Source organism: Elusimicrobiota bacterium (assembly GCA_041660185.1).
Lineage (GTDB): Bacteria > Elusimicrobiota > Elusimicrobia > 2-01-FULL-59-12 > 2-01-FULL-59-12 > JBAZWU01.
In genome coordinates this window covers 125,835-152,741 of sequence record JBAZWU010000005.1, presented here as the reverse complement: position 1 = coordinate 152,741, position 26,907 = coordinate 125,835, and the positions used below count along the sequence as shown (strand labels likewise).

At 56.3% G+C, this 26,907-nt stretch carries 25 protein-coding genes; 2 read left to right on the top strand and 23 right to left on the bottom strand.

The features are described 5' to 3' along the window. The 23 genes from coaE to orn form a co-directional block, all read right to left on the bottom strand. The coding region (coaE, locus tag WC859_05910; GenBank protein MFA5975687.1) for a dephospho-CoA kinase at positions 1 to 326 on the bottom strand (326 nt) is incomplete at its 3' end. A gap of 136 nt (positions 327 to 462) precedes the next feature. After that, positions 463 to 1,281: a rhomboid family intramembrane serine protease gene (locus WC859_05905; GenBank protein ID MFA5975686.1), complete on the bottom strand. Its 819-nt coding sequence runs from the start codon at positions 1,279 to 1,281 to the stop codon at positions 463 to 465. Then, entirely contained in the window at positions 1,281 to 3,971 is a 2,691-nt protein-coding gene (polA, locus tag WC859_05900) for a DNA polymerase I (protein MFA5975685.1), read from the bottom strand. The genes WC859_05905 and polA overlap by 1 nt, the downstream gene beginning before the upstream one ends. Before the next feature lie 14 nt (positions 3,972 to 3,985). Then, positions 3,986 to 4,480, bottom strand: a complete 495-nt coding sequence (locus tag WC859_05895; protein ID MFA5975684.1) for a TlpA disulfide reductase family protein — start codon at positions 4,478 to 4,480, stop codon at positions 3,986 to 3,988. A 1-nt stretch (position 4,481) separates the two neighbouring features. Then, entirely contained in the window at positions 4,482 to 4,805 is a 324-nt protein-coding gene (trxA, locus tag WC859_05890) for a thioredoxin (protein MFA5975683.1), read from the bottom strand. A gap of 69 nt (positions 4,806 to 4,874) precedes the next feature. Then, positions 4,875 to 6,827, bottom strand: coding sequence for an APC family permease (locus tag WC859_05885; GenBank protein ID MFA5975682.1), 1,953 nt, complete (start codon positions 6,825 to 6,827; stop codon positions 4,875 to 4,877). After that, on the bottom strand, positions 6,811 to 8,004 hold the full coding sequence (locus WC859_05880) for a hypothetical protein (protein ID MFA5975681.1): 1,194 nt from the start codon (positions 8,002 to 8,004) through the stop codon (positions 6,811 to 6,813). Before WC859_05880 ends, WC859_05885 begins: the two co-directional genes overlap by 17 nt. Continuing rightward, a complete protein-coding gene (locus tag WC859_05875; protein ID MFA5975680.1) occupies positions 8,001 to 8,636 on the bottom strand; it encodes a VTT domain-containing protein in 636 nt (211 codons plus the stop codon). The genes WC859_05880 and WC859_05875 overlap by 4 nt, the downstream gene beginning before the upstream one ends. Positions 8,637 to 8,645: 9 nt before the next feature. After that, positions 8,646 to 9,677: a tRNA dihydrouridine synthase DusB gene (gene dusB, locus WC859_05870; protein ID MFA5975679.1), complete on the bottom strand. Its 1,032-nt coding sequence runs from the start codon at positions 9,675 to 9,677 to the stop codon at positions 8,646 to 8,648. Then, on the bottom strand, positions 9,674 to 10,681 hold the full coding sequence (gene tsaD / locus WC859_05865; GenBank protein MFA5975678.1) for a tRNA (adenosine(37)-N6)-threonylcarbamoyltransferase complex transferase subunit TsaD: 1,008 nt from the start codon (positions 10,679 to 10,681) through the stop codon (positions 9,674 to 9,676). Before tsaD ends, dusB begins: the two co-directional genes overlap by 4 nt. Positions 10,682 to 10,703: 22 nt before the next feature. After that, entirely contained in the window at positions 10,704 to 11,795 is a 1,092-nt protein-coding gene (locus tag WC859_05860) for a divergent polysaccharide deacetylase family protein (GenBank protein ID MFA5975677.1), read from the bottom strand. Positions 11,796 to 11,815: 20 nt separating this feature from the next. Beyond that, entirely contained in the window at positions 11,816 to 13,087 is a 1,272-nt protein-coding gene (locus WC859_05855) for a S41 family peptidase (GenBank protein MFA5975676.1), read from the bottom strand. Beyond that, positions 13,084 to 14,271, bottom strand: a complete 1,188-nt coding sequence (locus tag WC859_05850; protein ID MFA5975675.1) for a peptidoglycan DD-metalloendopeptidase family protein — start codon at positions 14,269 to 14,271, stop codon at positions 13,084 to 13,086. The genes WC859_05855 and WC859_05850 overlap by 4 nt, the downstream gene beginning before the upstream one ends. Then, on the bottom strand, positions 14,261 to 15,025 hold the full coding sequence (locus tag WC859_05845) for a permease-like cell division protein FtsX (protein MFA5975674.1): 765 nt from the start codon (positions 15,023 to 15,025) through the stop codon (positions 14,261 to 14,263). The genes WC859_05850 and WC859_05845 overlap by 11 nt, the downstream gene beginning before the upstream one ends. 45 nt (positions 15,026 to 15,070) lie before the next feature. After that, positions 15,071 to 16,135, bottom strand: a complete 1,065-nt coding sequence (csaB, locus tag WC859_05840) for a polysaccharide pyruvyl transferase CsaB (GenBank protein MFA5975673.1) — start codon at positions 16,133 to 16,135, stop codon at positions 15,071 to 15,073. Further along, positions 16,132 to 17,871 carry a DUF5693 family protein gene (locus WC859_05835; protein ID MFA5975672.1) on the bottom strand — a complete coding sequence of 580 codons (1,740 nt, stop codon included), beginning with the start codon at positions 17,869 to 17,871 and terminating at the stop codon, positions 16,132 to 16,134. Before WC859_05835 ends, csaB begins: the two co-directional genes overlap by 4 nt. After that, a complete protein-coding gene (glgA, locus tag WC859_05830; protein MFA5975671.1) occupies positions 17,868 to 19,349 on the bottom strand; it encodes a glycogen synthase GlgA in 1,482 nt (493 codons plus the stop codon). The genes WC859_05835 and glgA overlap by 4 nt, the downstream gene beginning before the upstream one ends. A gap of 4 nt (positions 19,350 to 19,353) precedes the next feature. Beyond that, a complete protein-coding gene (gene galT, locus WC859_05825) occupies positions 19,354 to 20,349 on the bottom strand; it encodes a galactose-1-phosphate uridylyltransferase (GenBank protein ID MFA5975670.1) in 996 nt (331 codons plus the stop codon). A gap of 15 nt (positions 20,350 to 20,364) precedes the next feature. Beyond that, complete coding sequence (gene scpB, locus WC859_05820) at positions 20,365 to 20,994, bottom strand: SMC-Scp complex subunit ScpB (GenBank protein MFA5975669.1); 630 nt, start codon at positions 20,992 to 20,994, stop codon at positions 20,365 to 20,367. Between the two features lie 2 nt (positions 20,995 to 20,996). Next, positions 20,997 to 21,779: a segregation/condensation protein A gene (locus WC859_05815; protein MFA5975668.1), complete on the bottom strand. Its 783-nt coding sequence runs from the start codon at positions 21,777 to 21,779 to the stop codon at positions 20,997 to 20,999. Continuing rightward, the gene (gene trpS, locus WC859_05810; GenBank protein ID MFA5975667.1) at positions 21,776 to 22,783 is read right to left on the bottom strand and encodes a tryptophan--tRNA ligase; all 1,008 of its coding nucleotides are present in this window, start codon (positions 22,781 to 22,783) and stop codon (positions 21,776 to 21,778) included. Before trpS ends, WC859_05815 begins: the two co-directional genes overlap by 4 nt. A gap of 3 nt (positions 22,784 to 22,786) precedes the next feature. Further along, the gene (locus WC859_05805; GenBank protein ID MFA5975666.1) at positions 22,787 to 24,034 is read right to left on the bottom strand and encodes a hypothetical protein; all 1,248 of its coding nucleotides are present in this window, start codon (positions 24,032 to 24,034) and stop codon (positions 22,787 to 22,789) included. A gap of 40 nt (positions 24,035 to 24,074) precedes the next feature. Beyond that, complete coding sequence (gene orn, locus WC859_05800) at positions 24,075 to 24,617, bottom strand: oligoribonuclease (protein ID MFA5975665.1); 543 nt, start codon at positions 24,615 to 24,617, stop codon at positions 24,075 to 24,077. Positions 24,618 to 24,714: 97 nt separating this feature from the next. Between orn and WC859_05795 the strand changes: the two genes are divergently transcribed. Next, positions 24,715 to 25,473: a hypothetical protein gene (locus tag WC859_05795; protein ID MFA5975664.1), complete on the top strand. Its 759-nt coding sequence runs from the start codon at positions 24,715 to 24,717 to the stop codon at positions 25,471 to 25,473. A gap of 4 nt (positions 25,474 to 25,477) precedes the next feature. Continuing rightward, on the top strand, positions 25,478 to 26,875 hold the full coding sequence (locus WC859_05790; GenBank protein ID MFA5975663.1) for a response regulator: 1,398 nt from the start codon (positions 25,478 to 25,480) through the stop codon (positions 26,873 to 26,875). Positions 26,876 to 26,907 lie beyond the last annotated feature (32 nt).

Here is a 26,907-nt window from a genome sequence, read left to right as displayed (position 1 = left end):
CCGGTATGCTGTTTTGCGAAGCGCTTCAAAGCCCTGATAACATAAGGATGGACGATCTGCTCCAGCTGTTTCCTCAAATGTGGATGTGCAAAGACTTGCTTTCCAAGGGTTCGGCGATTGATTTCCCCATCCGAACCCAGGATCGACCGGCCGAAGCGGCGCACAATTTTCTTGTAGGCGGGGTGGCCTTTCCGGATGCACCGGTGGGCCAGATCATCCGAACAAATGACGGGTATTCCTCGTTTGGACAGCAGAGCCATGACGGAGCTTTTGCCGCTGGCGATGCCGCCGGTGATGCCCAGGATTAGTCGTTTCTTGTGAGTCATTCGTGTGCTGTTTCCAATAATCGCATCGTCATCCCCTGCGGTTGCTGGCAGGGGATCTATGCAGCCATTTACCGTCGATAGATTCCCCGCCAGTGGCCGCGGGGAATGACGCATAGGATTTGGGCGACATACCCCATTAACGTTTCAGCCGGGAGTATTGATCCATGATCTTCTGTTCTTCCTTGGTCAGACTGTCAACGCCCTGCTTCAGGATCTTGTCGAGGATCCGGTCAACTTCATGGACGAGATCATCCGTCACCTCGTGGAATTTGACGGATGAACGCCGTGCCGGCCGGCGCCCAGGTTTTTGAAACGGAACTCGAATGGTTCGCCAGGGAGCGGTGAGCCAGCGGGAAAGGCCCCGTCCAAAGCGTAAGTAGAGATAACCGGTCAGCATCCCGCCGAGGTGCGCAAAGCGGGAGATGCCTGAGCCGCCGCCCTGCAGGGCCGCAAAGAATTCGATGAAAGCGAAAAGAGCAACCGCCTGCCACGCTTTGACCGGGATCAGGAAATAGAGATACATGGTGGCTTCTGGAAAAAGCATCGCAAAGGCCACCAGTAAACCGAAAACCGAGCCCGAGGATCCGATGGTCGGAATGGTCGAATGGGGTGTAATCGCCAGCACACAGAGAGCCGCCCCCAGACCGGTGATCAGAAAGAACTTAACGAATTCGACGGTTCCCCACCGGGTTTCCAGTTCCCGTCCAAACATCCAGAATACGAACATGTTGAAAAGCCAATGAAAAAGGCCGCCGTGAAGGAAAAGATAAGTTAAAGGCTGCCACCAGTAATGGTGTTGGAGCACCAGAGCCGGTGTGAGACCCAGTGCGAAGACCAACGGTTCTCCCCAGATCTGCTGAAGGATCAGCATCGCGCCGGAAATCAGGATAATCCAGCGGGTGGCTCCGCGGAATCCATGGGCTTCCAGCGGTCGATGCAGGTCTTCAAAAGTCATTACGGTTCTTTCTGAACGGGTGTCAGTTCCGCCCAACTCGGGCCGACTTTCAGATCGACGATCACCGGGATCTTCAAGGACATGGCGTTTTCCATCAAGTAGCGAATTTTCCGCTGGGCGTCCGCCAGTTCGTCTGGCCGGATCTCAAAAAGGAGTTCGTCGTGCACCTGGACGAGCATGCGCCCGGCCCACTCCTTCCGCGTGTGGGCTTCGGCCAAGCGGATCATCGCGAGTTTGATGACGTCCGCGCTGGTCCCTTGAATCGGGGTGTTCATGGCGGTCCTTTCTGCAAATCCTCGGATCGCGTTGTTCTTGGACAAAATGTCAGGCAGGTAGCGGATCCGCCCCAGGAGTGTTCGGACATAGCCGGTCCGGCGCGCTTCTTCAATGGTTTGATCAATCCAGGCGCGGACGCCGGGGTAGCGCTCAAAATAGCGGTCGATATGGGTCTGGGCCTCAGCCGGGGTGATTTCCAGTTGCTGGGAAAGGCCATAAGCCGAGATGCCATAGACGATGCCAAAGTTGATTGTTTTGGCGGCCCGCCGGAGATCCGGGGTGACCTGATTGGGAGGAACGCCAAAAATCTCCGCAGCGGTCGTCGAATGAATGTCCTCGTTGTTCTGGAAGGCCCGGCACAAGGTTTCGTCTCCGGAAATGTGCGCCAGCATTCGCAGGTCAATCTGGGAGTAATCCGCCGAAAGAAGAAGGAAGCCGGGTTCCGGTACGAAGGCCTTCCGGATCTTTCGGCCCAGTTCCGTCCGGATCGGGATATTCTGGAGGTTTGGATTGCTCGAAGATAAACGACCGGTGGCGGTGACGGTTTGATTAAAGCTGGTATGAATGCGTTCTTCCGGACCCGACAGGGCGGCCTGCAGGCCCTCGATATACGTCGAATGCAGTTTCTGAAGTTCCCGATACTCGATCAATGTTTTCGGCAGAGGATGCAGCGGCGATAGTTTCTGAAGAACCTCTTCGTCCGTTGAAAAACCCGTTTTCGTCCGGCGGATCACCGGCAGCTGGAGTTTTTCAAACAGGACAGTTGCCAGCTGCTTCGTGGAGTTGATATTGAAAGTGCCGCCGGCCTGCTCGTGAATCTGTTTCTCCAGCGTCTGGCTTCGGGAATGAATCTCTGTCCCCAACTGCTGCAGATAGGTCCTGTTGACGCGGATCCCCTCTTCTTCCATGTCAGCCAGGATCTGAACGAGCGGCATTTCCATTTCGTAGAAGAGTTTTTCGAGCTGTTTTTCTTTCAGCAACGGTTCCAGTTTATCGGCCAGGCGCAGCGTCATGTCAGCGTCGGCGCAGGCATAAGGAGCGGCCTGTTCGACGGGAACAGCATCCATGGTGATTTGTTTGGCGCCTTTGCCGATCAACTGCTCGATCGAGGTCATCGGTTCTCCGACCCATTCCAAGACCAGATCCTTCAGGCCATGACTCGTGCGCGAGGGGTTCAGGACATAGGAAACCACCATGGTATCGCACGCCAGGGTGCCAAGCGGCAGGCCATGGCGTTTGAGAATCAGCGCGTCAAATTTGAGGTTATGGCCGTAGAGCCGTGGTTTTCCCCTCTGAAGCACGGGGGCAAGATGGTTCTGAATGATTTTCAGAGGGAGTTGAGCAGGACCTCCCAGGAGCTGGTGCCCGACGGGAATATAACAGGCGCTTCCGGGCTGGTAAGACATCGAGATCCCGACGAGATGGCAATGAAGCGGATCCAATCCGTCCGTTTCCACGTCTACCGCCAGTCGCTCCGCGGCAGAGGCCTTCTGGATCCATTGCGACAGCTCCTTTTCGGAAAAGAGCGTGACATAGTCGCGATCAGCGGTATGGATCTCTGCTTGGGAGACCGGCAGCCAATCCTTTATCAAAGCGAAGAATTCCATCCGCTGCAAAAAGGGAGTCAGAACGTCGCTCTTTGGAGGACGCACCGCACAACACTCCCAGTTGATCTCGATCGGAACGTTTCCTTCGAGCGTGACCAGAGCGCGGCTTTGGCGGGCGGCTTCGGCATGTTCCTGAAGCAAAGCGCCGACTTTGCCCTTTAATAAGGGAGCGGCTTTCAGCAGGGACTCCAGGCTTCCGTGTTCCTGGATGAGTTTAATCGCTGTCTTTTCGCCGATGCCGGGAACGCCGGGCACGTTGTCGCTGGCATCCCCCATGAGCGCAAAAACATCCGGGATTTTCTCCGGCGGGACACCGTAGCGCTCCTGGACCTTGGCCACATCCACGACGATGTCCTTCGCTTCGTTCAGAATGCACACGCCTTCACCCACCAACTGCATCGCATCCTTATCTCCGGAAACAATGGTCACGCTCCACCCGTTCTTGCGCCCTTCCCGGGTCAAATGAGCGATGAGGTCATCCGCCTCAAAACCTTCTTTTTCAAAAAGGGCAAGTCCCAAAGCGCCGGCGGCTTCCCGGGCCAGTGGAAACTGGCTGACCAGCGTTTCGTCGGTCGGTTTGCGCGTGGCTTTGTATCCGGCGAAGGCCTCGTGACGGAAGGTGGGTGCGGCGCAGTCAAAACAAACGGCCAGATAATCCGGCTGATACTTCCGGATGATTTTCTGCATCATCCGCATGAAGCCGTAGACAGCGTTGACGGGTTCGCCGCGGGAGTTGGTTAAAGGCGGGAGCGCGTGAAACGCCCGGTGCAGGTAAGCGTGCGCATCAATGAGATACAGATTGGGCATGAGTCACAAATGGATTAATGGGACTGATTCAGCAGTTGACGCAACTCCGCTTCCCAGGTGTTCGGCATGTCCGTCGAAAACCCGTCGTACTTCGTAACCAGCCGTCCTTGCGGATCGACGAAAACGAACGTGGGGAGCGCTCCGACGCCATAGTCGCTTCCCACGGAGCTCTCGCCGGCATGCAGGATCGGGTAGGTCAATTGAAACTGCTGCACAAATGGAAAAACAGCCTGGCGATCGTCATCCATGTTCAAGCCCAGAACCACCAGGCCTTCCTGCTTGTGACGGTTGTAAAACGCCTGAACGGCCGGCGTGGAGATGCGACAGGGGCCGCACCAGGTCGCCCAGAAATCCAGAAGGACCGGATGACCTTTGAAATCAGCGAGGCTCACGTTCTTCCCGGATAAATCCTGCAGCTCAAAGGAGGGCGCCTGGGATAAATCCGCGCGCGAGCCGCTGCAAGCCGCAAGGTTCAGTCCAAGAATGACCAGGCTGAGAAAACGTCGCATGCTAGCCGAGAAGCGTGTCCAGATGTTTTTTAATTTCGGGTTTTGGGTGTACGCCGACCAGCTGATCCTGGACCTTTCCGCCTTTAAAGAACAAAAGCGTTGGAAGGGCCGAGATCCGGTAACGCGTGGCGGCCTGGGCGTGGTCATCGGTGTTGAGCTTGGCCACTTTTATTTTCCCCTCATACTCTTTCGCCAGTTCATCCACAACAGGCGACAGCATGCGGCAGGGCCCGCACCACGGGGCCCAGAAGTCGACGAGTACCGGTTTGTCGGATTGAACGACTTCCGCATCGAAAGTCGCGTCAGAGAGTTGGATTTCAGCCATCAGAATCTCCTTATTATGAACGTGATTGCAAAAAGAATCGGACTCTTTTGATGATACCAATTTTCAGATCTAGGAACCGGTCAGTCGGAGGCGGATCGGCAAAATGACCGCTTCGTATCCGTTAAACAGCAGCCGGCGCTGGAGGGCGAAGGCGGTCTGGTTGTGCAGCAGGCGCGTCCAGAAGGTTTCCCCCTGGAAAGTCAGTTGGCCCATAAAGAAGACTTTCTTAGTCCATTCCTGCCGGACCTGGCTGCAGAGCACTTCGAGTTCCTCGATAACGTCCGTTCCAAGAGCGGCCCGCGCTTCCGCGTAAAAACCAAAACGGTTCGCCAGTTTCACATACTTCTCGAGGTCCTGGTCAACGGATCGCTTAAGCGCATCAATCTCAGAGGCCCCCTTGAATCGCCCGCTGTCGATGATCCCGGCGCTCAGAAAGACAAAGTTCTTGAAATGCCCAGGGAAAAAGCGCTGAATGGCCAGAATCGAATGGATTCCAATCCCGTTGTAGCCGCTGACCATCAGAACAGCCGTCGGACCGTCGGCTTGTTTGGCCGGAGGCGTTCCCTGGTCTTCCAGGGGCAAATCCCCGAGAACCTGGTTGAGGCCTCGCAAGGCCTGCAGGGTTTTGACATAGTGGGCTCGGATGATCCAGCAAACCGCGATGAGACAGCCGGTCACAAGCAGGGTCACCCATCCCCCTTGCCCGAATTTCAACACAATCGTCATGACCAGAATTCCGGATGTCACGAGCATCCCGACGGCATTAATCAAAAAGCCATGTAGCCAACCCGTCCCCCGGTCCCGTGTCCAATGTTTCACCATGCCGAATTGAGAGAGGGTGAACGTTAAAAAGACATTGATGCTGTACATGACGACCAGAATATGGACCGATGCATGGGTGTAAAACAGCATCAGCATGGCGGCGATTCCCATGAGAAGAACCCCGTCTTTCATCACGAGGCGTTCACTCAGGTTTGTGAAGCGGCGGGGCAGCCAGCGGTCCAGTGCCATGTTCGCCATGACCCGGGGGCCATCCACAAAGCCTGTTTGTGCGGCCACCACCAGAAGGGCTCCTTCCGCCAAGAGGGTCAGCAGAATAAAGGCGTGCCCAAAACGCCATTGGGAAGCAAGGTTTGAAATGAGAACCGCGTTCAGCGTTTGTCCGGGGGCCGGCTGAACGTGAAAAAGTAAATAGCTGATGAGAAGCCCCCCGGCGGTGAAGGACAATGAAACCGCCATGTAAAGCATCGTCTTCTTCGCGGTCTTCACGCGCGGTTCGCGCAGAATTTGGACGCCGTTGCTGACGGCCTCGATTCCGGTGAAAGTTCCGCCTCCGAGAGAAAAGGCACGGAAAAGAACCATCGCCATGGCCCAGAAACCAATCGACTGGATGCCGGAGCGCGTTTCGCGGACGGTGTCGACGACCATCGTCGGCAACTCTGAGCCGTGGGTGAAAATGCCGAAAAAGACGACCACGAGGTGGGTCGCGACAAATGCGATAAAAATGGGTGTCAAAACAAGCACGGATTCTTTGACGCCTCGGAGATTCAACAGGATGAGGAGCGACAAACAGCAAAGCGTGGCAACAAACTTATAAGCCAGAAAAGAGTGAGGCAGGAAACTGAAGATGGCATCCATCGCCGAGGCGATCGACATGGCAATCGTCAGGATATAGTCCACGAGAAGGGCGCAGCCGGACACCACCCCCGTACCCGGACTGATGAGTTTGCTCGCGACAAGATAACCGCCGCCGCCGGATGGGAAGTGCTCGATGATTTGCGAGTAGCTGGCCGAGAGAATGAAGACCGTAACCATCACCATCAAGGCCAGGGGCAGGGCCAGGTGTTGATGGGCTCCCAGGCTGAGGAAGGCTTCTTCCGGACCGTAGCAGGAGGAGCTTAATCCATCGGCGCCGAGGCCGATCCAGGCGAAGAATGCGATCAGTGAAAGATGATGGAAAACGCGGGGATCCAGCGGGTTTTTTCGTCTTCCAAAAAGAAGCCTTTTAATTTTTTCGAACATACCGTTTTAACGCAACAGATAATACTCCGATCCAAATGACCCAACTGAGCGCCTGCCATGGGGTTAAAGAACGCCAGTAATAGTAAAGATGCCCGAATGGGCTGATGGTCAATTCCAACGGGTTGCGAGACAGGAAAACGGGGTGTTCCAAAACCGTGACCGCCGTAAACCGTTCTACCCGAAGATGATCAAGTATAGCTGTTTCCAGTTGGTCCGGGTCCAGGGCAGACCACTCCGGAAGGGTCATCGCGTTCCAAGCCGCGGTGGCATATCCGTAACCATGATTATCGGAAATGCCTGTCATGAAAAGGTTTTCCTTCTTGCATAGAGAAACAACTTGAAGTCTCTTTTGAATTGGAAAATCAAGCGCTTTGGGCGTGCTGTTGACGATTTCAAAACCGTCAATCCCCCATCGGACGAAATCCTGCATCCCTGATCCCCAGTGATTCTGCCAGTATTCAGGAAGAGAGGCGATCACCGGGAGACCCTGTTGATGCGCAAAAGCGATAAAAAGCGGTATTTTCGCAGGGTCTGAATCAAAAGGAGTATTGTTGATTCGTTCTATATTCCCCAGGACAACGAGGTGGGTCTTTGCCAGGCTGATTTCTTCTCCCTGTAGCGAACGGTAACCGGTCATCAGCCAAAGGGTCCGGCTGTCGGCTTTGGCTGTTTCAGCCCCTGCGACTTGATTATGGTCTGTGATAAAGGCCGCCTGGTATCCCTGCGAGGCATGCCAGCGCTCGTTGGCCATGGGTGAGAAGGACGGACGGCCGTCATGGGAATACCGAGTGTGCGAGTGAAAATCAACGAGCAGAACGTTTGGATCTTTCGCCGCGAGACGTCCCATGGGCCGCGGAACCAGAACACCCCAAGCCAGGAAAATAAGGAACCCCACCGAAAGAATTAATCCTCGTCGGAGCCGTCCAAATAAGAAAATCAATATAAACACAAAACAAACAAATACGACGAGCTGGGTACGGCCCATGACCGTCAGATAATCAGCCACACTGGTGAGCGGAGTGAATACGAGGTGCCAGAACGGGTATCGGATTGAGAATCCGGTTTCCCATGTCAATGTCGCGGCGTTCCGAACCGGTGAGGGCCAGGAAAAAGCCTGAGAAAGAAGAATAAGGCCAGACAGGGCCAATGGCCAACGCCAGGGTTTGGATGGGTTCATGCAGAGATCTGACGGCTTCTCCGTTTTTCTCTAATCGTCTCGATAAGGGCTGGTAAAATCGAAATGAAAATAACGATAAATATAATTTTGTGTATATGCTTGTCTACATTCGGAATGACATGGCCTAACAAGAACCCTGTCATTAGCATGGAAAAAACCCAGCCCATTCCGCCACAGATGTTATAGAGTGCGAATTTGGAATATTTCATTTCGCCCACACCGGCGACAACCGGAGCAAAGGTTCTCACGATCGGGACAAAGCGGGCGATCACGATGGTTTTGGCTCCATAGCGTTCGTAAAAGTGCTTTGTGCGCAACAGATGTGCTTTGTTGAAGAAAAGGGAATTCTCGCGAGAAAATATCTTTGGACCGATTTTCCACCCGATGGCGTAACTCAAGGCGTCTCCGAGAACGGCCGCCATCATCAGCTCGACGTTTAAAAGGTAAATATTCAAGTGGCCAGCCGCCGCGAAAAGGCCGGCGGTGACTAAAAGCGAATCTCCCGGCAGAAAAAAGCCTGCCATAATACCCGTTTCGGAAAAAATGATGGCGATGAGAATAAAATGTCCTCCCCATCGGATCAATTCTTCAAAGTGGTAAAGGCGTTGGAAAAAGTCGATCAGCAGGTCCATAATAAGCCGCTATTTAAGCATTTTTCCCGTGGTTGACGCGGAGTCCCTGTCGAGCCAATGGTTCAATGCGTCGCGTGTGTTCAACAGGAGTTCACCCCATTCTTTTAAGGTCACGATCCTGTTCGCACGAGCACGGAAAGTCGTAGCCATCGGGAAACCCGCCACGTAGTAAGGAACGATTTTTCGAAGACGCAAGAGCCCCTGGCGTTCGCCGAAGAATTCCGTTGTCCAGGCGAGGTGTTGGGCTAAACAATCGAGTTTTTCCAAATAGCTGGGTGCCGGCTGAAGCTCCCCGGTGTCCAGAAAATGGCGGATGCGGTTAAAAATACCGCTGTCGCCGATGGCCGCGCGCCCGACGGAAACCCCGGCGCAGCCGCTGAGTCGCAGGAACTCCGCCGCATCCTGAGGGGTGTTGACCCCCCCGTTTCCGATCACCGGAATCCGGACGGCATGAACCACCTGGGCCAGTCCTTCCCAATCGGGGCAGCCCGAGTGTTTCTGGGAGACCGGTCGGGCATGGACCACAACGGCGGAAATGCCACACTCTTGTGCGAGGGTCGCCAGGGCTGGGGCCAGGGATTCGTTCTGCCGTTCGCCGATGCGGATTTTGACGGTCACCGGGATCTTCACCGCCTTGGCGACCGCCGATAGAATGGCGGCAAACCGGCCTTCATCTTTCAAAAGGGCGGCGCCGGATTTTGTCTTGGTGATTTTCGGAACCGGGCAGCCGGCGTTAATGTCAATCAAATCAACCCCGCCGGCCTCCACGCGTTGGGCGGCGGCCGCCATCATCTCGGGGTCGCTGCCGACAATTTGAGAACTCACCGGTCGTTCATCGGGGAAGAAACGAAGCAGATTCAGGGTTTTCTTGCTTTGGTACTTGAGGGCCTGCGCGGACACCATTTCCCCCGACATGAGGGCACAACCCCCGCGCGCGCACAGCCGACGGAACGGCGCATCCGTCACCCCGGCCATGGGCGAAAGAATGACATTGTGCATCAGTCGAAGCGGTCCGATCTGGATCGGTTGTGAAAGGGTCACGTCTTCGCCCAGCTTTCCAGTGTCAGGTTGGCATCGACGGTCAGGGAACCCGTCGATTGTCCAAGACCATGCTGCTGCTTGTAATAACCGGCTGCCGCGATCATGGCCGCGTTATCCGTGCAGAAAGACAGATCCGGCAAATAGACGGAGACCTTTTCAGCCTTCGCGGTCCTTCGAAAGGCTTCCCGAAGCCGCCGGTTGGCTGCGACCCCCCCTCCCACAACGACCGAACGCAGGGAGTGGATTTTCGCCGCCTCCAACGTTTTCTTGACCAGTACCTCAACGACCGCCTCCTGAAAAGAGGCGCAGATATCCGGGACCGGCGGGCGTTGTCTGGGCGGAGTAGTCCGGAGATAATTTGCGACCGCGGTCTTCAGACCGCTGAAAGAAAAATCGCTTGTTCCCGGAATCCAAGCTCTTGGAAAAGAAACGGCCTTTGCACTTCCCTTCCGGGCCAGGCGATCGATGGACGGACCTCCGGGGAAGGGCAGGGACAAAAGATTGGCGACTTTGTCAAACGCCTCGCCGGCTGCATCATCCCGGGTGCCGCCCAGGCGTTCGTAGCGGCCATAGCCTTTGAAGATCATAAGCTCCGTATGCCCGCCCGAAACGATCAGTCCCAAAAAGGGCGGTTTCAAACGTGGATACTCCACAAGTCCGGCAAATAAATGGCCTTCCAGATGATTCACGCCGATGACGGGAACGTTGTGGACCCAGCCCCAGGTCCGGGCGGTCACGACGCCGACCAACAAACAGCCGATGAGTCCAGGACCGGTCGTCACCGCGACCGCGTCAACCGGGCCGACGAAGCGTCCGAGCGCTCTTTCGATGACGTCGTTGATTCGTTCAACGTGTGCTCGGCTGGCTAGCTCCGGGACAACGCCGCGAAAAGGGCGATGGATCGCCATTTGAGAGGCGACCGCGCTCCGAAGCACGCGCCGGCCGTTTTTTACCAGGGCGGCGGCGGTTTCATCACAGGAGGTCTCAATGCCGAGAATAATCATGGGTCGAGAAAGTAACTGTTGTTTAGCGGTTGAAGAAGGCTGTTAACGGAACAAAAGCGACTCCGTGCGCTTGGAATTCGGGGATTCGCTTCTCGAGAGCCTCCGCCAGGTGTTTGCGGCCGTAGTGGCTGATGGCGATCGTTCGTTTGTCGCGCAAGGCCAGCCGCATGGCATGGTCCAGTTGTTTTTCGATCGATACGGCATCATCCTGGTTGTCCAGGAAGGTTTCATTCAGAAGACAAGGAACCCCCGCCTGACGTGCCACCCGGGCGACGACCGAGTTGGATGTCGTATGCGAGTCCAGGAAAAAAAACCCTTTCTGCTTAACCCAGGGCATGATCAGTTTCATTTTCGCTTCATCGGCTGTAAAAGCGGAACCCATATGGTTATTGATTCCGACCACATGGGGGACGCTGGCTAAATTCTTTTCAAATTGATTTTTGAGCTGCTGCGGCGTCATGGATAAATAAAGCGCAGAAGGACCCGGGTCGTTGGCCATCCGGTCCTCTGGTTCCATAGGGAGATGCAAGAGCACGGGAAAATGCAGGGCATCGGCTTTATCCGCCAGCATTTTGGAACGGCGGTCTCTGGGCAGGATGGCAAAGGTCAACGGAATCCCGAGCTTGGCAAACCGGTCCATCGGAGCCGGATCGTAGGCGACATCGTCGATCACAATCGCAATTTGAGGGCGAAGGGCGGCTTTGCCGCCGGCGACCAGCCAGACTTTCTGGAAAGACATCCCCAGAAAGGAAATGGTCACCAGCGTCCCTTGAGACGTCATCCGCTGTCGCGCCCGGCAATGCTCCTGGCGTCCGGTACTGACCAGACTACGGGCGACCCGGCTGACGTCGGCCGCCGTCAGAAGCTGAATCCGTCGTTCGGATTCGATCCACACCAACCCGAAGCGCCGGTGTTCGCGATGCAGTTGCTGGAGGATTTGGTAATCCGTAATGCCCAGGCGGGCGAGCGTTTGGTTGGTGTTGCTTTCGACGCGGGCGCTGAAGGTCAGAAGGGTGTGGCCCGGTGCCCATCGCAGGATCAGATAACCGCTGATCGCGCCGAGCGCCAGAAGGATCGCCAACCAGCGGCCCACGCCGCCTCTTGTGTCGTGCATGCCGATACGCGCTCGGGGGGTCAGGATTCCTTCATTTTGGTGAAGATCTCCCGCGCTTTCAGAGTTTCTTTGGCCCGTTCGAGCGCTTCGTCCTTCACCGGGGCTTCCGTTTTGGGGTCCGTTTTCTCCGGTTTAATCACCGCCGGAGTTTTCCCAAATATCTCCTCTTCCTGCGCCTGCAGTTTGATCTCCACATCGCGAGGCACGTCAATGAGAATGTCCGGCGTAATGCCGCCTTTCCCGGTTTTTTCGTCGCGATGGAAGGTCCGGCCGGACGGCGTGTAGTATTTGGCTGTGGTGAGACGCAGTCCGCTGCCATCGGCCAAGGGGATCACCGATTGAACACTTCCTTTGCCAAACGTCTCCGATCCGAGAATCAGCGCCCGGTGGTAGTCCTGGAGGCAGCCTGCAAAAATCTCGCTGCCCGACGCCGAGCCATGATTGACCAGAACCACCATGGGAACCGTCCCGTACGCGGCTTGAGCATCCGCGCGGAACTCCTGCCGGGGCTGTCGCCGTCCTTGCGTGTACACGATGAGCTTGTTGCTGCCGATGAAGAGACGGCAGGTATCGACGGCGACGTTCAGCAGACCCCCCGGATTATTCCGGAGATCCACAATCAGGTTGGTCATGCCTTTCGCCTTCAGCCCCTTGAGCGCGGTGTCAAAGTCCTGCGCGGAACGCTGCGTAAATTCCGTCAGGCGGACGTAGCCGATGTTGCTGTCGAGCATTTTATACTTGATGCTTTCGATTTTGATCAGTTCCCGCGTGAGAACGATGTCTTTCAGTTCTTTTTCCCCTTCGCGGCCGATCGTGATGGTCACTTTGGAGCCCGGCGCGCCGCGCAGGCGCTTAACGGCCTGTTCAATGGTGATGTCCTGCGTGGTTTCATCATTGATTTTCACTATTTTGTCGCCCGGCAAGATGCCGTGACGGTAGGCTGGCGTGCCCGGCAGGGGTGTGATCACCGTGAGAATGTTATCCCGGATGGCGATGCGGATGCCGAGTCCGCCGAACTCGCCTTCGGTTTCGGTTTTCATTTCTTTGTGGGCGTCGGGTTCTAAAAATTGCGAGAACGGATCGAGGACCCGCACCATGCCGGAGGCGGCGCCGTAAATCAGTTTGTGCGTATCCACATCCTGGACATAGTTGTCTCGGACGAGATTCAATACTTCGACGAGCATCTTCATGTCCTCATAAGTCTGATCAGCGGCCGATCGGACCAGCGGATGGCACAACAACAGCAGTGCGGCTAAAAAGGAAAACGACCAGGTAATAGAACGGCGATTCATTCGAACGTCCTCCTTGAGCTAAGTTCAGAGCGATGATGGTTAGCGGCTAAGTAAACAAGCGGATTCACGGGTTGTTCGTCGTGCCGGAGCTCAAAATAAAAAGTCCCTTCCCCTCCGGTGAGACCGATCGGTTCAAGCGGGGAAAGAACGCATCCCTCTTTCACGGACGTCTGGCCCAGGCCCCCATAGACCGAGGTCAGGCCATTGGCGTGTTGAACAATCACCAGTTGACCGTATTGCCGAAACGGGTTGGCAAACAAAACCTTGCCGGCCTGGATGGCACGAACCTGGCGATTGGCTCCGGCATCAATTTTGATGCCGTTTGAAATCATGAGCTGCTTCAAGTCTTCCGAGTACTGGCGGCCGAAATTCTGTGTCACTTTCCCGTCGGCGGGCCAGGGAAGGGTCCCGCGCAGGGCGGCGAGCGCGCGGTTCTCCGCCGGGTGACCCTGACGGGAGGCGAGGGTGTGGTCGCGGTGTTCCTGCAGTTCCTGGAGCATCACATGCAACGCCTGCCGGGATTGTTCCATCTGGCTGATTTCATCGACGAGCGCGGCACGCCGGCGCTGGGCTTCCTGCCAGCGGAGCCACTGGGACTGCTGCCGGCTGTGCAGCCGGTCCAGTTCCGCCGTTCGTCGTTGTTCTTCGTCCTGCCAGCGCAATTCCTGTAACCGTAACGAAGACTCCTGCTGACCGGCTTGCGCCGCCTGCCAATGGGCGGTTTGTGAGAAATCACATAGTTTGGCGGTCAAAAGCCCCGGGAGGCGTTCCTGAACAGCCACCGGCGGCGTGCGTGATAATCGTTGCTGGAGATACAGTTCGCGGGCCCAGTAGGCCAGCAGCCCATCTGAGGTTTGCGCGGTGAGTCGCATTTCGGTGGCGGAAGACTCCGCGGCGTTCGCTAGAACGCGCGTAGTGTTTCTGTGACCCCGAACCGTCTGGATCGTCCGCCGGGTTTGTTCAGCCGAAGCGTTGGCGCGGGTCCAGAGCGCTTTGGCGTCTTCGGCTTTTTTTTGCCAATGTTGAGCCTCGCGTTCTTTTTCCGCCAGATGCGTTTTGAGCGATTGCAGCTGACGTTCTTGCTGGCGGATCTGGTGTTCGTAGCGCTTGAGCAGCACGTCGTAGCTGTTGGCATGCACCATCGTCGCGAGCCCGGCCAGGATCAGAATGGTTTTACGCTTCACGTTTGGCTCCGGATCCTGTGTAAGCCAGACCGCTCAGCGCTCCCGCCAGAAGCGGCCAGGCCATGCGGCTCATGGGTGGAGTGGTCATGGCATCGGCTCCCAACTGGTGGAGAGCCGCCCGCCACGCGAGGATCGATAGAGCTCCTCCGCAGGCACCGACGAGAACAGGACAGGCCAGTTGCGCGAAAGAAATGCGTTCAGCCAAAGAGCGATATATCCCGACAAAAGACCAGAGCACGACGACCCCTCCTGAAAGAACGGCCAGACGCATCAACCAGTGTCGCCACTGATTCAGAGCGCGAAAAGCGGATCGGGACGCTGCATCCCAGCGGATTTCCTGAATGTCGGGTGTTTTCGGTAAAGCATCGGTTGGCGCATTGCGATCCAGCCATGCTCGGTCGCTGTAAGTGATCTGAAGGGATGAAGGCAAAGGATTTTCTTTTAATAGCAGAAGGGTTTTTGAAAGAGCCTCATCTTTTTGCGCTTCCTGTGTTGCATCAGCTTTGGAAAGGTAAGCGATCGAAACAATTTCCGTATCTTGGGTTTTTAACGTATCGGCCAGTCTGAGAGCCTCCTGATCCGTAAGAGTGGACGATAAGAATAGGGACACCCCTAAAGAACGCCGGAAGACATCTTCGGTCGATAACAAACTTTGGTTAATTCCCATATAAACGGCGGAGGTGATTCCCATAAAAAAGGAAATCAACAAAACTTGAACGGACGACGCATGGAACAGCATCTTTCGAATCGTCATAATTGATTGCAAAATCGCGCAATTTCAGCCGAGTATACTAAATAATTATAGAACCTGCGCTGGGAAAATCCGAGGGACGTCATGAAGGACCGGAATGGCTGTTCGCAGTTGCGGAAGCCGGGAGGAGTATCGATGCGGCAGAAGATCCCGATGTCGCCAGGCTTCGCAGACCTGCCGGAACACCGCGTCCGTCTCCCACCCGCGCTCAAAGGACCAGAGCGGTTGTCCGAAATCCCGGCAAAGGGATCGCACTTTGCGCTGGAAGCCCCATCCAATAAACGGTTTCTCCGCCAAAGCCGCCAGGACCAGTGCGTGATAGCGCATTCCGATAATCAGTTCGTATTCCGCCATCCAGCCGATCAACTGTTCGGGGGTTGTCCAAGAACGGACTTGGATGGATTGTGTGGCGGCCCGGGCTGTTTTTTCCGATAAGACAGCATCCTGTTCCGGAGAAAAGACAAGAAGATCGATGCTCACTTTTAACGTTGTAATCAGAAGGTCGCACACCAGAGACAGGTCATGTTCCCACCCGGGTCTTTGCGGCCAGGGAGCGAGCGCTAGGGCGACGCGGTTTTGAATCGGGGTCGGTGCAGGCGTCGGGAACTGAAACACCAGATCCGGGACGCGTGCAATCACAATTTTTACTCCGGAGGCTTCCAACGCAAGTTGCGAATCGGTGTCGCGAACCGAAACCGAATCGACGAAATGATTGAAAACGAGGCGCGTCATCCACCGGTTGAGCCGGTGCTGGACCGGATCCACGCCGATCGCCCGGACTTCGGTCCGGCACCCCAGCAGTTTGGCCAGTGCCGTCAACGACAGATAGTAAATGTAGTTCCAAGCGCTGGTGGATTCCTGCAGGAGTCCTCCGCCTCCCAGGACAAAACGCCGGGCCTGTGAAAATGCGCGGATCCAGGCCACCGGATTCCATCGGTTGATCGCGTCGACTCCAAAATGGTCCTGGGTCTGGAGCGGATCGGCAGACAGGACGGTGATGGACACATTCGGCGATTCCTGGCGCAGACGATCGACGAGGGAGCGCAGAATCAGTTCATCACCGGCGTTTCCAAAGCCGTAATAACCGCCGATGACCACCATATTATCTCTCATAATTTAAATCTCCGTCGAACCCCGGCCAGCCCTCTCACGAGCAGCCATCCCAGAATCGATCCAATCAGCGCGCCGTTGACGGTGCGCATCAAAGCCATCGAAAGCGGCGAGTGCAGATGGCAGAACGTATTGACGATCGACGCCTGCCCCACCATGCCCAGGACGATCCAGGGCCGGCCGTCCAAAAGCAGTTTTTTGCTCCGATCCACCGCCGACAACCAGAACCCCGCGATCAGAAGAGGGTGGCCCCACAGAAATTCTTTAAAGCGGGGACGCGCGATCAACGCCTCTTCCAACCGATCCCGGATGCCCTGTTCCGCGAAAGGCATCCATCCCCCGGAGGCGTTTCCGGAGCGGATCAGGATGTAGGCGACGATCGCCAGAAAAATAACGCCCAGGACCACATCGAACCGGCGAACGCCTTGGACGAGAAAGGCGCGAATTTCTTTCCACTCATAGAGTACAAAAATCGAACCGAACCACGACAGAAGAAATGAAATCTTCACCCCGGGGAAAGGCGTCAATTGAAGGCGCATCTCCGGCCTATCCGCCAGGGCCGCGACCACGAGCGCGCCCAGGACCGTGAGGAGGCTCAACGTCCAGAACAGCGTCAGCGGAGAACGACTGCCCCGGCTTCCCCGGCGGATCTTTCCCCCCACCAAAACGAGACCGATCAGCGGAGCAACGGAAGCGGCCCAAAAAGCGAAAAACGCCATTCCCCATCGTTGAAGCGTGCGCGTCGCTCGCCAAACGGGATGACCGGCGGGAATAGCCGTTGCCCAACCGTCGCGCTGCAGCCAGTTGTGCAGGTCGTTCAGCCGGGAGAGATACGTGGGCCAGGCATCATTGGGAGAAGCGTGGAAAAGCAGGATGCGGCAGGAGCGTTCCTGGACCGCCCGCCGCCAGCGGGCCAGTTCTGCCCCGGGCGGAAGATCTTTTAGCTCCGATGAGGGAATCGAGTGGGAGCGGCAGACAAAAGCAGGAACCTGGCGGGCCATCATCCGCGCGGCGCGGGATGCATGAAATTCAAAGAGCGCTTGAATGGGATGCTGGTCCCGCAGCCAATTTTGCCATAGCGGCAGGGCTTCAGGTCCTCCGGGTAGTTCATCGGAATTAAACACAATGCCGTCGGCCATAGCGACCGGCATGTCTTCCTGGAGCATCTGTCCAATCTGCGCCGGGGTGGTCCAGGGGTCGCGATTGAGGCGGATAAACAGGCTTAAACCCAGCGCCCGGCTCTCGTCGACCAGCAGGGGATCCAGCCCCAGCTCGACATCTTTCAAAGAGAGAAAAGAGCTTCCCGCCCGGCGTGACAGAAGAAAAGCGGAACCTCGCGCGCGAAGCGTGACGTCCGATACGCCGTGCCATTGAAGTTCGCGCTGGGTCTGTTGAGCCAGATTCGTTTCATGAAAAATCAACTCCCGGGTATCCAGAGGATCTTCCCCTTTGGATGCCGGATGGGGGGTGACGCGGTGGTGCAGCTGAAGATCCGAGAGAGTGAGGGCGGAAAGAAGAAGGCCTTGAGCTCCATTTTGTTGCAGGCCGCGCAACAGCTCGCGATCCGGTTGTCCAGTGCGGGCGGCCAGGTCGCGGGCCTCATACCAATCCGCCAGAATCAATACTCGTTGATCAGCCCGTTCTTCCTGAAAGCGCCGGACTGAACGGAGCGTGGTCCAAGCCAGGAGACCGCCGAGAAGAAGGACAACCCAGAAGCGAGGCAAGGCGAAGCGGTTCAAGAAATTCGTTTCGTGGAAGCGCGGGTCTTGGTTCCCCGGCCCAACGCGCGCCAGAACAGATGGAGATACGTCTGAGCCGATACATCCCAGGAGAAATCCGTGGACATGGCGCGGCGTTGGAGAAGCGCCCAGGACTCTTTATCGGAAAAGAGACGTAGGGCTTCCTGAATGGCGCCTAAAAACGACGGAGCATGTCCGGCTTCAAAAAGAAAGCCTGTCCCGGAATTCCGGCCGACCGGGGTAATGGTGTCGCGGAGCCCCCCGGTGTTGGCGGCCACGGGGACGGCCCCATAACGCATGGCGATGAGCTGCCCAATGCCGCAGGGTTCAAAACGCGAGGGCATCATAAAGATATCGCATCCGCCGTAAATATGATGAGCCAGAGGGTCGTTGAAATCAGAGCGGACCCGGAACGCCAGCGGGTAGATCCGCTCAAATTGTTCGAGGACGCCTTGCAGGAAGATGTCCCCTTGGCCGAGCACCACCACCTGTGTGTTGAGCGCCAGGATGGCCTGCAGGTTCTGAATCAGCAGGTCGATGCCTTTCTGCCGGTCCAGCCGGGCCACCATCGCCAAAAGCGAGACGGACGGATCCGCCGGAAGTTTCAGCTCCCGCTGGAGGAAGGCTTTGCAATCTTTTCGAGTGGACAGGGAATCGAGGGTGTATGTTTTCGGGAGAAAAGGATCTTCCTCCGGGGTCCATTCCTCCGGGCTCAGGCCGTTCAGAATCCCGACAAGATCCCCGGCGCGTTTGCGCAGCGTGCCTTCCAGGCCGCAGCCAAACTCGTAGGAGTTTTGAATTTGATGGGAGTACGTCGGACTGACCGTGCTCAACAGCGTGGAATACGTCAGACCGGCTTTCAGATAATTGATCTGGTCGTAGTATTCCAGCTTATCGATAGTGAATTCTTCCCAACCGAGCCCGATCTGCGGTAGAAGGGTCTTTGGAAAAATTCCCTGGTAGGCCATGTTGTGAATAGTCATCACCGTTGAGGTGTGCTGGAAAAACGCATCCTCGCGGTAGACGGTTTTCAGGTAGGCGGGAACCAGTCCCGTTTGCCAGTCGTGGCAGCTGATAATGTCCGGCCGGAACTCCATGGCCTTGCAGGTTTCAAATACCGCCCGGCTGAAAAACGCAAATCGCTCGCCGTTGTCCGCATAGTCTCCTGTAAACGTGCGGTAGAGCCCGGCGCGTCCGAAAAATCCATCGTGGTTAACAAAGTAGACCTTCACCCCTTTATCCGTTTTCGCGACGCGGATATCGGCTTTTTCGACCCGTTGACCCATGGGGATCTGAATCGACTCGCCGGTTTCCTTGATTCCGAATTCCTGGGAGCGGATCGTTTTGTACTTGGGAAGTATAACGCGGACATCGTGCCGTCGCTTGCGCAGTTCCGCCGGCAGCGTGCCGACCACGTCCGCCAACCCGCCGGTTTTACAAAACGGAACGCATTCGGACGCGACGAAGAGAATCTTCAACCGCTTAATCCGCCTCTCGCAGGAATTTGGCCGCTTCTTCCGGTGGGGTCGGGTTGATGTAGAAGCCGGAGCCCCACTCGAAGCCCGCGACCTTCGTCAGTTTCGGCATGATCTCGAGGTGCCAGTGGAAATGCGGGAGCTTGGATTCCCGCAGCGGCGAATTGACGATGATGAAGTTATAAGGCGGGTTGTCGAGAACGCTGATCATGCGCTTGAGAACGCCCTGCAGCAGCCGGGTCAAAAGGACCACTTCGTGTTTTTGAACGTCCTCGAAATCCGAGTCATGGACCTTCGGCAGGATCCAGACCTCGAATGGAAAACGCGCGGCAAACGGAACAAACGCCACAAAGTCGTCATTTTCAGCGACCACGCGGGTGCCGGTCGAGGTTTCCTGTTTGATCATGTCGCAGAACACGCAGCGTTCCTTGTACTCGAAGTAGTTTTTGGAACCGTTCACAATTTCCCGGACGTTCTTGGGAACCACCGGCGTGGCGATCAGCTGCGAATGCGGATGGCTCAACGACGCACCGGCCGCGGCTCCCTTGTTTTTAAAGATCAAGATATATTCGAAACGGTGATCCTTTTTCAGATCCATGATGCGGTCGCGCCACGCCCAGACCACATCTTCCGCGCGTTTATCAGCCAGATCCGGGAAGTCGATGCTGTGGTCGGCGGTTTCGATGACGACCTCATGGGCGCCCACGCCGTTCATCTTGTCGTACATCCCTTCGCCCTGGCGGTTGAGGCCGCCTTCAATCTGGAGCGCTGGAAATTTGTTTGGCACGACGCGAACCCACCATCCCGGAGCGTTTTTGGCGCGGGCCGGATCATGATAGGCCAGGATCTCCAGCGGGGTTTTGTCCTCATTGCCGGGGCAGAACGGGCAGAACTTGCCGACGCCGGTTTCCACTTCTTTCCCGAAATCAGAGGGGCGTTTCCCGCGCTCTGTGGAAATAATCACCCAACGGCCAACGACTGGATCACGTCTGAGTTCGGTCATGACAACGAGGCTCCTTTAATTTGTGATATCGACACTAGCCGGAATGGGTTCGGCCGTCTCCGGCGGGTCTTGTGGAGCGTCCCCCTCGGGCACGGGCGCTTCCGCAGAAGGCTCCGAGACCGGCGGGACGAGGGACTCAATCGACGGGAGATCCTCCAGACGTTTGAGCCCGAAGGCTTTGAGAAAATCAGGGGTGGTGCCGTAGAGCAGCGGGCGCCCGATGGATTCCCGCCGTCCGGCGATTCGGACCAGCTTGCGTTCGGTCAGTGTGTCGAGGACGGCGGTCACTTCCACGCCGCGGATTTCTTCAATCTCGCTGCGGGTGATGGGTTGTTTATACGCGACGATCGAAAGCGTTTCCAGCGCCGAGTTGCTCAGCCGGTAGGTCAAGCGGTCCTTGAACAGTTTCCGGATCCAGGGCGCGAATTCCGGGCGCGTGGCCATCTGCCATCCCCCGGCGATCTCCCGCACTTCCAGGGCGCTGTCGCGCTGCGCGTAGTCGCTGGTAATGGATTGCAGGATGCTCAGGAGCTCTTCGCGCGGGGTCTGGTTTTCAAAAACCGCTTCAAGGGACTTCAAGGGAATCGGCTGTTCGGTGATGAACAGCAGCGCTTCGATGACTTTTTGAATATCCGGTCGTTCCATGGTTAGGCCTCCGAAGACGCCGAGGGGACTCCGGATTCCTCCGGAGCCGCGTCAGCGCGGTAAAGTCGGATCGGTCCAAAAATATCGGCTTGACGGGCAGTGACCTGTTTCAGCCGGATGAGTTCCAAAAGAGCCAGAAACGTAACGATCAAATCAATCCGCCGGTGCGCTTTCGAGAAGAGTTCTTCGAAGGCTACCGACGTCTGCTCGGTCAGCAGGTCCAGGATCTCCCGGATTTTGACTTCGAGCGGGATTTCCTCCCGGAGGATCTGCCCCACTTCCCGCGGCGCTTGTTCCAGAACCCGCTTAAAGGCATTCAGGAGATCAAAGACCGATGCCTTCAGGACAAAATCATCTTCTCCCAGCGGCGGCGGCGCTGTCCGGTAGAAAGTGTCCTTGGCTTTTTCATTATAACCGCTGAGGATGCTGGCGGCTTCCTTATATTGCTGATACTCCAGCAGTTTGTTGATCAGTTCGCTCCGCGGATCCGGCCCTTCGTCCTCTGCGGATTCGGGGCTGGGCAGAAGCATCTGCGCCTTGATCTGGAGCAGCGTGCTGGCCATCACGAGGAACTCGCCCGCGTTTTCAAGATTCAAATCCTTCATCAGGTCCAGATAGGCCAGATATTCCTGCGTGATCTGGGCGATCGGAATATCGGAAATAGAGAGGTCGTCTTTGCGGATCAGGTACAGCAGGAGATCCAGTGGTCCCTCGAAATTCTCCAGGCGGACGTCCAGCCCCGACGTATTGGAGGCATCGGTTTGGGTGTCAACGAGATCGCTCATGGTTTTCCCCCGGGCGCCGGTTTCATTTTAAGAACGTCGAGTACGTCCTTCCAGGTCTCCGCGGCGGTGGCCGCTGCTTTTTGGGAGCCCTCGCGCACGATCTGCTTCACATCGTCCATCCGGCCCAGCCACTGTGCCCGCCGCATCCGAATGGGCTCGAGCCCTGCGTTCAAGGTTTCGGCCAGGCGGTTTTTGCACGCCACGCATCCGAGGGTTCCCGCTTTGCAGCGCGATTCAACGTCCGCCCATTCCGGTGTGTAGAGTTTGTGCGTGCTAAAGACCACGCAGCCTTCCGGATGGCCTTTGTCGTTGATCCGGATCTTGACCGGATCGGTGTACATCACTTTCACTTTCGCGTTGATCTCTTCCCGGGTATCCGACAGCAGCACCGCGTTGTTGTACGATTTGGACATCTTACGCCCGTCGGTGCCGGGCACTTTGGGCGATGGGGACAAGAGCGCTCGAGGCTCCGGAAAAACGTCCCGTCCGTAGAGGTGATTAAACCGGCGGCTGATTTCCCGTGTAAATTCAATGTGAGGTAACTGGTCTTCTCCCACCGGAACGGCATTGGCCTTGTACAGCAGGATGTCAGCCGATTGCAGCAGCGGATAGCCGAGAAACCCGTACGTGGACAAGTCCCGGTTCTTCATCTCCTGTTGCTGCTCCTTATACGTCGGTACGCGCTCCAGCCACGACAGCGGTGTGATCATCGACAGCATCAGATGCAGTTCGGCATGCTCCTTCACCCAGGACTGCCGGAAAATGACGGACCGGGCGGGGTCGAGCCCGCAGCTGAGCCAGTCCACGACCATCTCCCAGATATTGTCTTCAATGGCGCTGGTGTCGTTGTATTCCGAAGTGAGCGCATGCCAATCGGCCACCATGTAATAACACTGGTAGTCGTTTTGCAATTGGACCCAGTGCGCCAAAGCCCCGAAGTAGTTCCCCAGGTGCAGTTTCCCTGATGGGCGCATGCCCGATAAGATGCGTGGTCGCGCGGTCATGGGTTATGCGTTCAACGGAAATGTCTCGGTGATAAACCGGATTTCTTCTTCACGCGTGCGCAATTTACCTTCCCAGCGCGCCTGACGGAGCGCATCAAAAATCTTCGTAAACATCGGTCCCGGCTTGTACCCGAGGTTCCGGATCTCCTTCCCGCACAGGCACGGGACGCTGTCCTGATAGCGCTGCCACTGTTCCGCCGGCGTCTTTCTGGGGGTGATCTGGCGGACGGTGACCGCTTTCCCGATAAAAGCTTCCACCTCAGGCGAGAGGGTTTTCCGGTCGGGCATTTCCGCAGGAACCAGAGCCCCTTCGCGCAAACGCGCCAGGATCGCCAGCGCCTGTTCAATCTGTTCAACCATTTTCTGAGGGAACATCAAATGATTCAAGCATCCGACGGCTTTTGGATAAGGGATGGCATGGAGCAGAATCAGCAGCCGCATCATCAGCGAATCCCCTTTTCCATTCCGGCGCAACCATTGGCTGAAAAAGGTTTCATGGGATTTTTCCCATTTCAAGTTGGGGATTAAAAAGGAGAGCGCTCCCCATTGCGCCAGCAGCCGGAAGGCCGGGCAGGGGTCTTTTTCCATCAGAAGCGGGATCAGCTCCTCGCGCACGCGGGCGCCGGACAGCCGGCTCGGCAGCTGTTCGTTGATGCACTCCATCAGCCACTCCCGGGTGCGCCACTCGAGGTCATACCCGAAGCGGCCGGCAAAGCGGGCGGCCCGGAAGAGGCGGGTGGGATCGTCCTTGAAGCTTTCGGAATGAAAGGCCCGGATTTTCTCGTTGCGTAAATCCTCTACGCCGCCGAAGGGGTCCCATACCTGCCCGAAATCCTCTGCATTCAGCGAAAGGGCGATCGCATTAATCGAAAAATCACGCCGGTACAGATCATCCTGCAGACTGGCCGGCTCGACGATCGGCAGGGCCGCGGGTTCCGGATAGGTTTCCGAGCGGGCGGTGGCGATATCCAGGTGGCGGCCATCCGAGAAGAGGAGCGTATGGGTCAAAAAGGGTTCGTGCGTGATCAGTTTGGTTTTATAGAGCCGGGCCGCTGCTTTGGCCAGCGGAGCGGCCAGGCCTTCGGCCACGACATCCACATCCAGGCACATCTTGCCCAGAAAAAGGTCTCGAACACATCCCCCCACCAGATACAGGGGGGTCTGCGTGGATTGGGCTTTTTCAATGAGAGGGGCCAGGAACTTTCGAAGCTCCTTGGGAAGAGAACGGCGGACACCGGACAAACGAGGCATGCTTAATACCATGGGATACGCACGAATTTTAGCAAAAATATTACTTGAATATGGTTTTTCTGTAGAACCGCAATTCCTCGATGGATTCGCGAATATCATCCAGGACATGATGTGTTTTCGCTTTGTCAGGGGCTTGCGTGTCGGGATACCAGCGGCGGACAAGCTCTTTAATGCTGCTGACGTCCACGTTGCGGTAATGGAAGAAGTTATTGAGAGTCGGCATATATCTATAAAGGAAGCGGCGGTCCTGACCGATGGAATTACCGCACAAGGGAGAGCCCTTCTCGTCGCAGTGCTGGCGCAAGAACGCCAGGGTTTTTGTTTCAGCCTCCGCCACCGTCATGGTTGATCGGCGGCATCGTTCGGTCAGCCCGGATTTGCCGTGCTGTTCGATACACCAGGGATCCATCGTGGTGAGAATGCTCTCCGGATGATGAATCGCAAAACAAGGGCCCTCGGCCATCACGATCAATTGAGAATCGGTCACGACACAGCCGATTTCCAGAATCATGTGGCGATCCGGTTCCAATCCGGTCATTTCCAGATCGAGCCAGATCAGCGGAGATGGTTTTAAGGGGGCCATTGAAGAAGATCAGTATACAGAATTACCCCTTGAGATTAATAAATTGGGGAGGTATAAGAATACAGCTTTATTGAAAACAATGATGCGTTATTTCAGCATGGAACGTTATTTCACCCGAGTCAAGAACATCAGCCTGTTGACTGTTCCACTGGTCATGGTCTTGACGGGTTTTGCATTTGCTTCGTCGTCGGCACAGGGTGTCGGAGGCATGATTTCTTCGGTCATCATCGGATGCGGTCTTCTGCTGGGTCTGCTGGTGCTTTTTTCAACGGTATTAGGCATTTCCCTTCCGGTTGATCAAGCGATGAAGATTCTGGCTTTGGCGGCGATTCCCCTCGTGCTCAAGGGGATTGGACTTCTTCTGAGCGCTCGCCCGGCACTCAACTCCTTGCGTTTCATTGATCCTTATCAATCCCCTGGAGTCATTTTATGGCTCCGGCCGCTGGATGTATTTGAGATGCTGTCCGCCCTCGTGATCGGGTTTTTGTTGTATCGTCAGCCCGGAAGCTCGGTATCCAAGGCGGTCGTGGTGGCGCTCACGATTGCTTCGACCTGGGGCTTCGCGTCTCATCAGTACGGGGCTCCGTCGACCGTTTTAGCCAGAAATCCGGGAATGGAAGTCTCTGCTCCGGGCACGCCGTCGTCCCCCCAGACCGTGGAAACCGTTTCCCCGGCCGCGTCAACGGCTTCGGTCATGGCCAGTACGGAATCCGCCAATGCTCGTTTAAAAAAAGTAGACGCCGCGGAAGAGGAACGCACAGAGCTGCGCCAGGAGAAGCAGCTTCAGGGATTCCGTCTCCAGAATATTCCAGCTTCACGAACGAAGAAAAAACGGTTAAAATCTCATTCGGAATAAATGCATGGCATGCGTCTTAGTTATTGATGACGATTTGATGGTGAGCGGGCTCCTGAAGGAGCATCTCACAAACGAGGGATACACCGTGGAGACCGCTTCCATGGCCAAAGACGGTTTTGATATGGCGCTCAAAACCCTTCCGGATCTTATTTTTCTGGATGTGATGCTCCCCGATGCGACGGGTTTCCAGATGGTGGGGCGGTTTAAGGATCATCCGCAGACCAAGGCCATTCCTATTATTCTCATGACCGGCGCGGCCCGGTCCCCCAATCAACAGGCCATGGGAAAAAATATGGGAGCCGACGATTATATCCTGAAACCCTTTAATGTGATCGAGGTCGGTGAACGGGTTCATCAATTGATCAAATCCAAGCCTCAAACCCAGACCCCGGCGCCGGTCCAGGCTCCGGCCCCGGCGGAAGCCGCGGTTCCGGTCGAGGCCCCAAAAGAAACTGAAAGAGACACCGAACCGGTTGAAACGGCGGCCAAAGAAGAGAAGAAGGAATTTGCGAGTACGGAAAAAGAAATTGATATCCATATCAAACCAGCGGCCCCTCCGGTTCCTCTGTCCGCGACTCCTCCGCCGGTTCCAGAGGTTCCGGAAGAGAAGAAGGCGGAGCCTCCTCTTCCAGGGGTGACCCCGGCCGCATCCTCCTTAGAGGCTGAAGTTCCTGTAACCAATTTTCTGGATTCGGTGAATGAGATATCATCGAATTTGCCCGAATACGGAACCGCTGAAATGAAACAGGATGATGTCACGTCGTATTTTGATTCACAAAAGAGAGAATGGATTTCGCCGGAGAGGCCGCAGCCGGTGGTGCCATCCCCTGTTGAACCTTGGAGAACGTCCATGCCGGCACGGGCCGCGGCTTCGCCGAAAGCCACGACCCTGATGGGACGGTCGATGGCCGCATCGTACAGTTGCACGTTTACCTACGTGATGTTTGTGGCGCATCTGGCGCTTTCCGCGGCAGCGGTTGCTGTGACGTCTGATCCGATCTCCTCCATCGCGCAAGCGGTTATGTCCACTGCAATTGGATGGACGTTGTTGTTGGCCTTGTTAGTGGTGATGGCATTTGTCTTGCGCACGGGGTATGAGGTTCGAACGATGGTCGGGATTCTCGGCTGGACGTCCGTGCCGATTGTTTTGCGGGCCCTGGAGAGTCTCTTGAGCAATTGGATTCCTGCTCTGACTCCTTTGCGCCTGATGGATGCCGCACAACTGCGATCGTCGGTTTACTGGTTCCGGCCGCTCGATGTGTTTGAAATGACGGCCGTGCTGATTCTGGGGCTTTTGCTGCGGCGTCAGCAGGGAAGCTCGATCCTCAAGTCGATCCTCACCGTTCTGGTCGTCATCGCGGCCTGGTGCATCACCACCCGCGGATATCTCCGGCTTTTCTGATCAATCCCCCCCTCCGTCGAAAATGACCACTT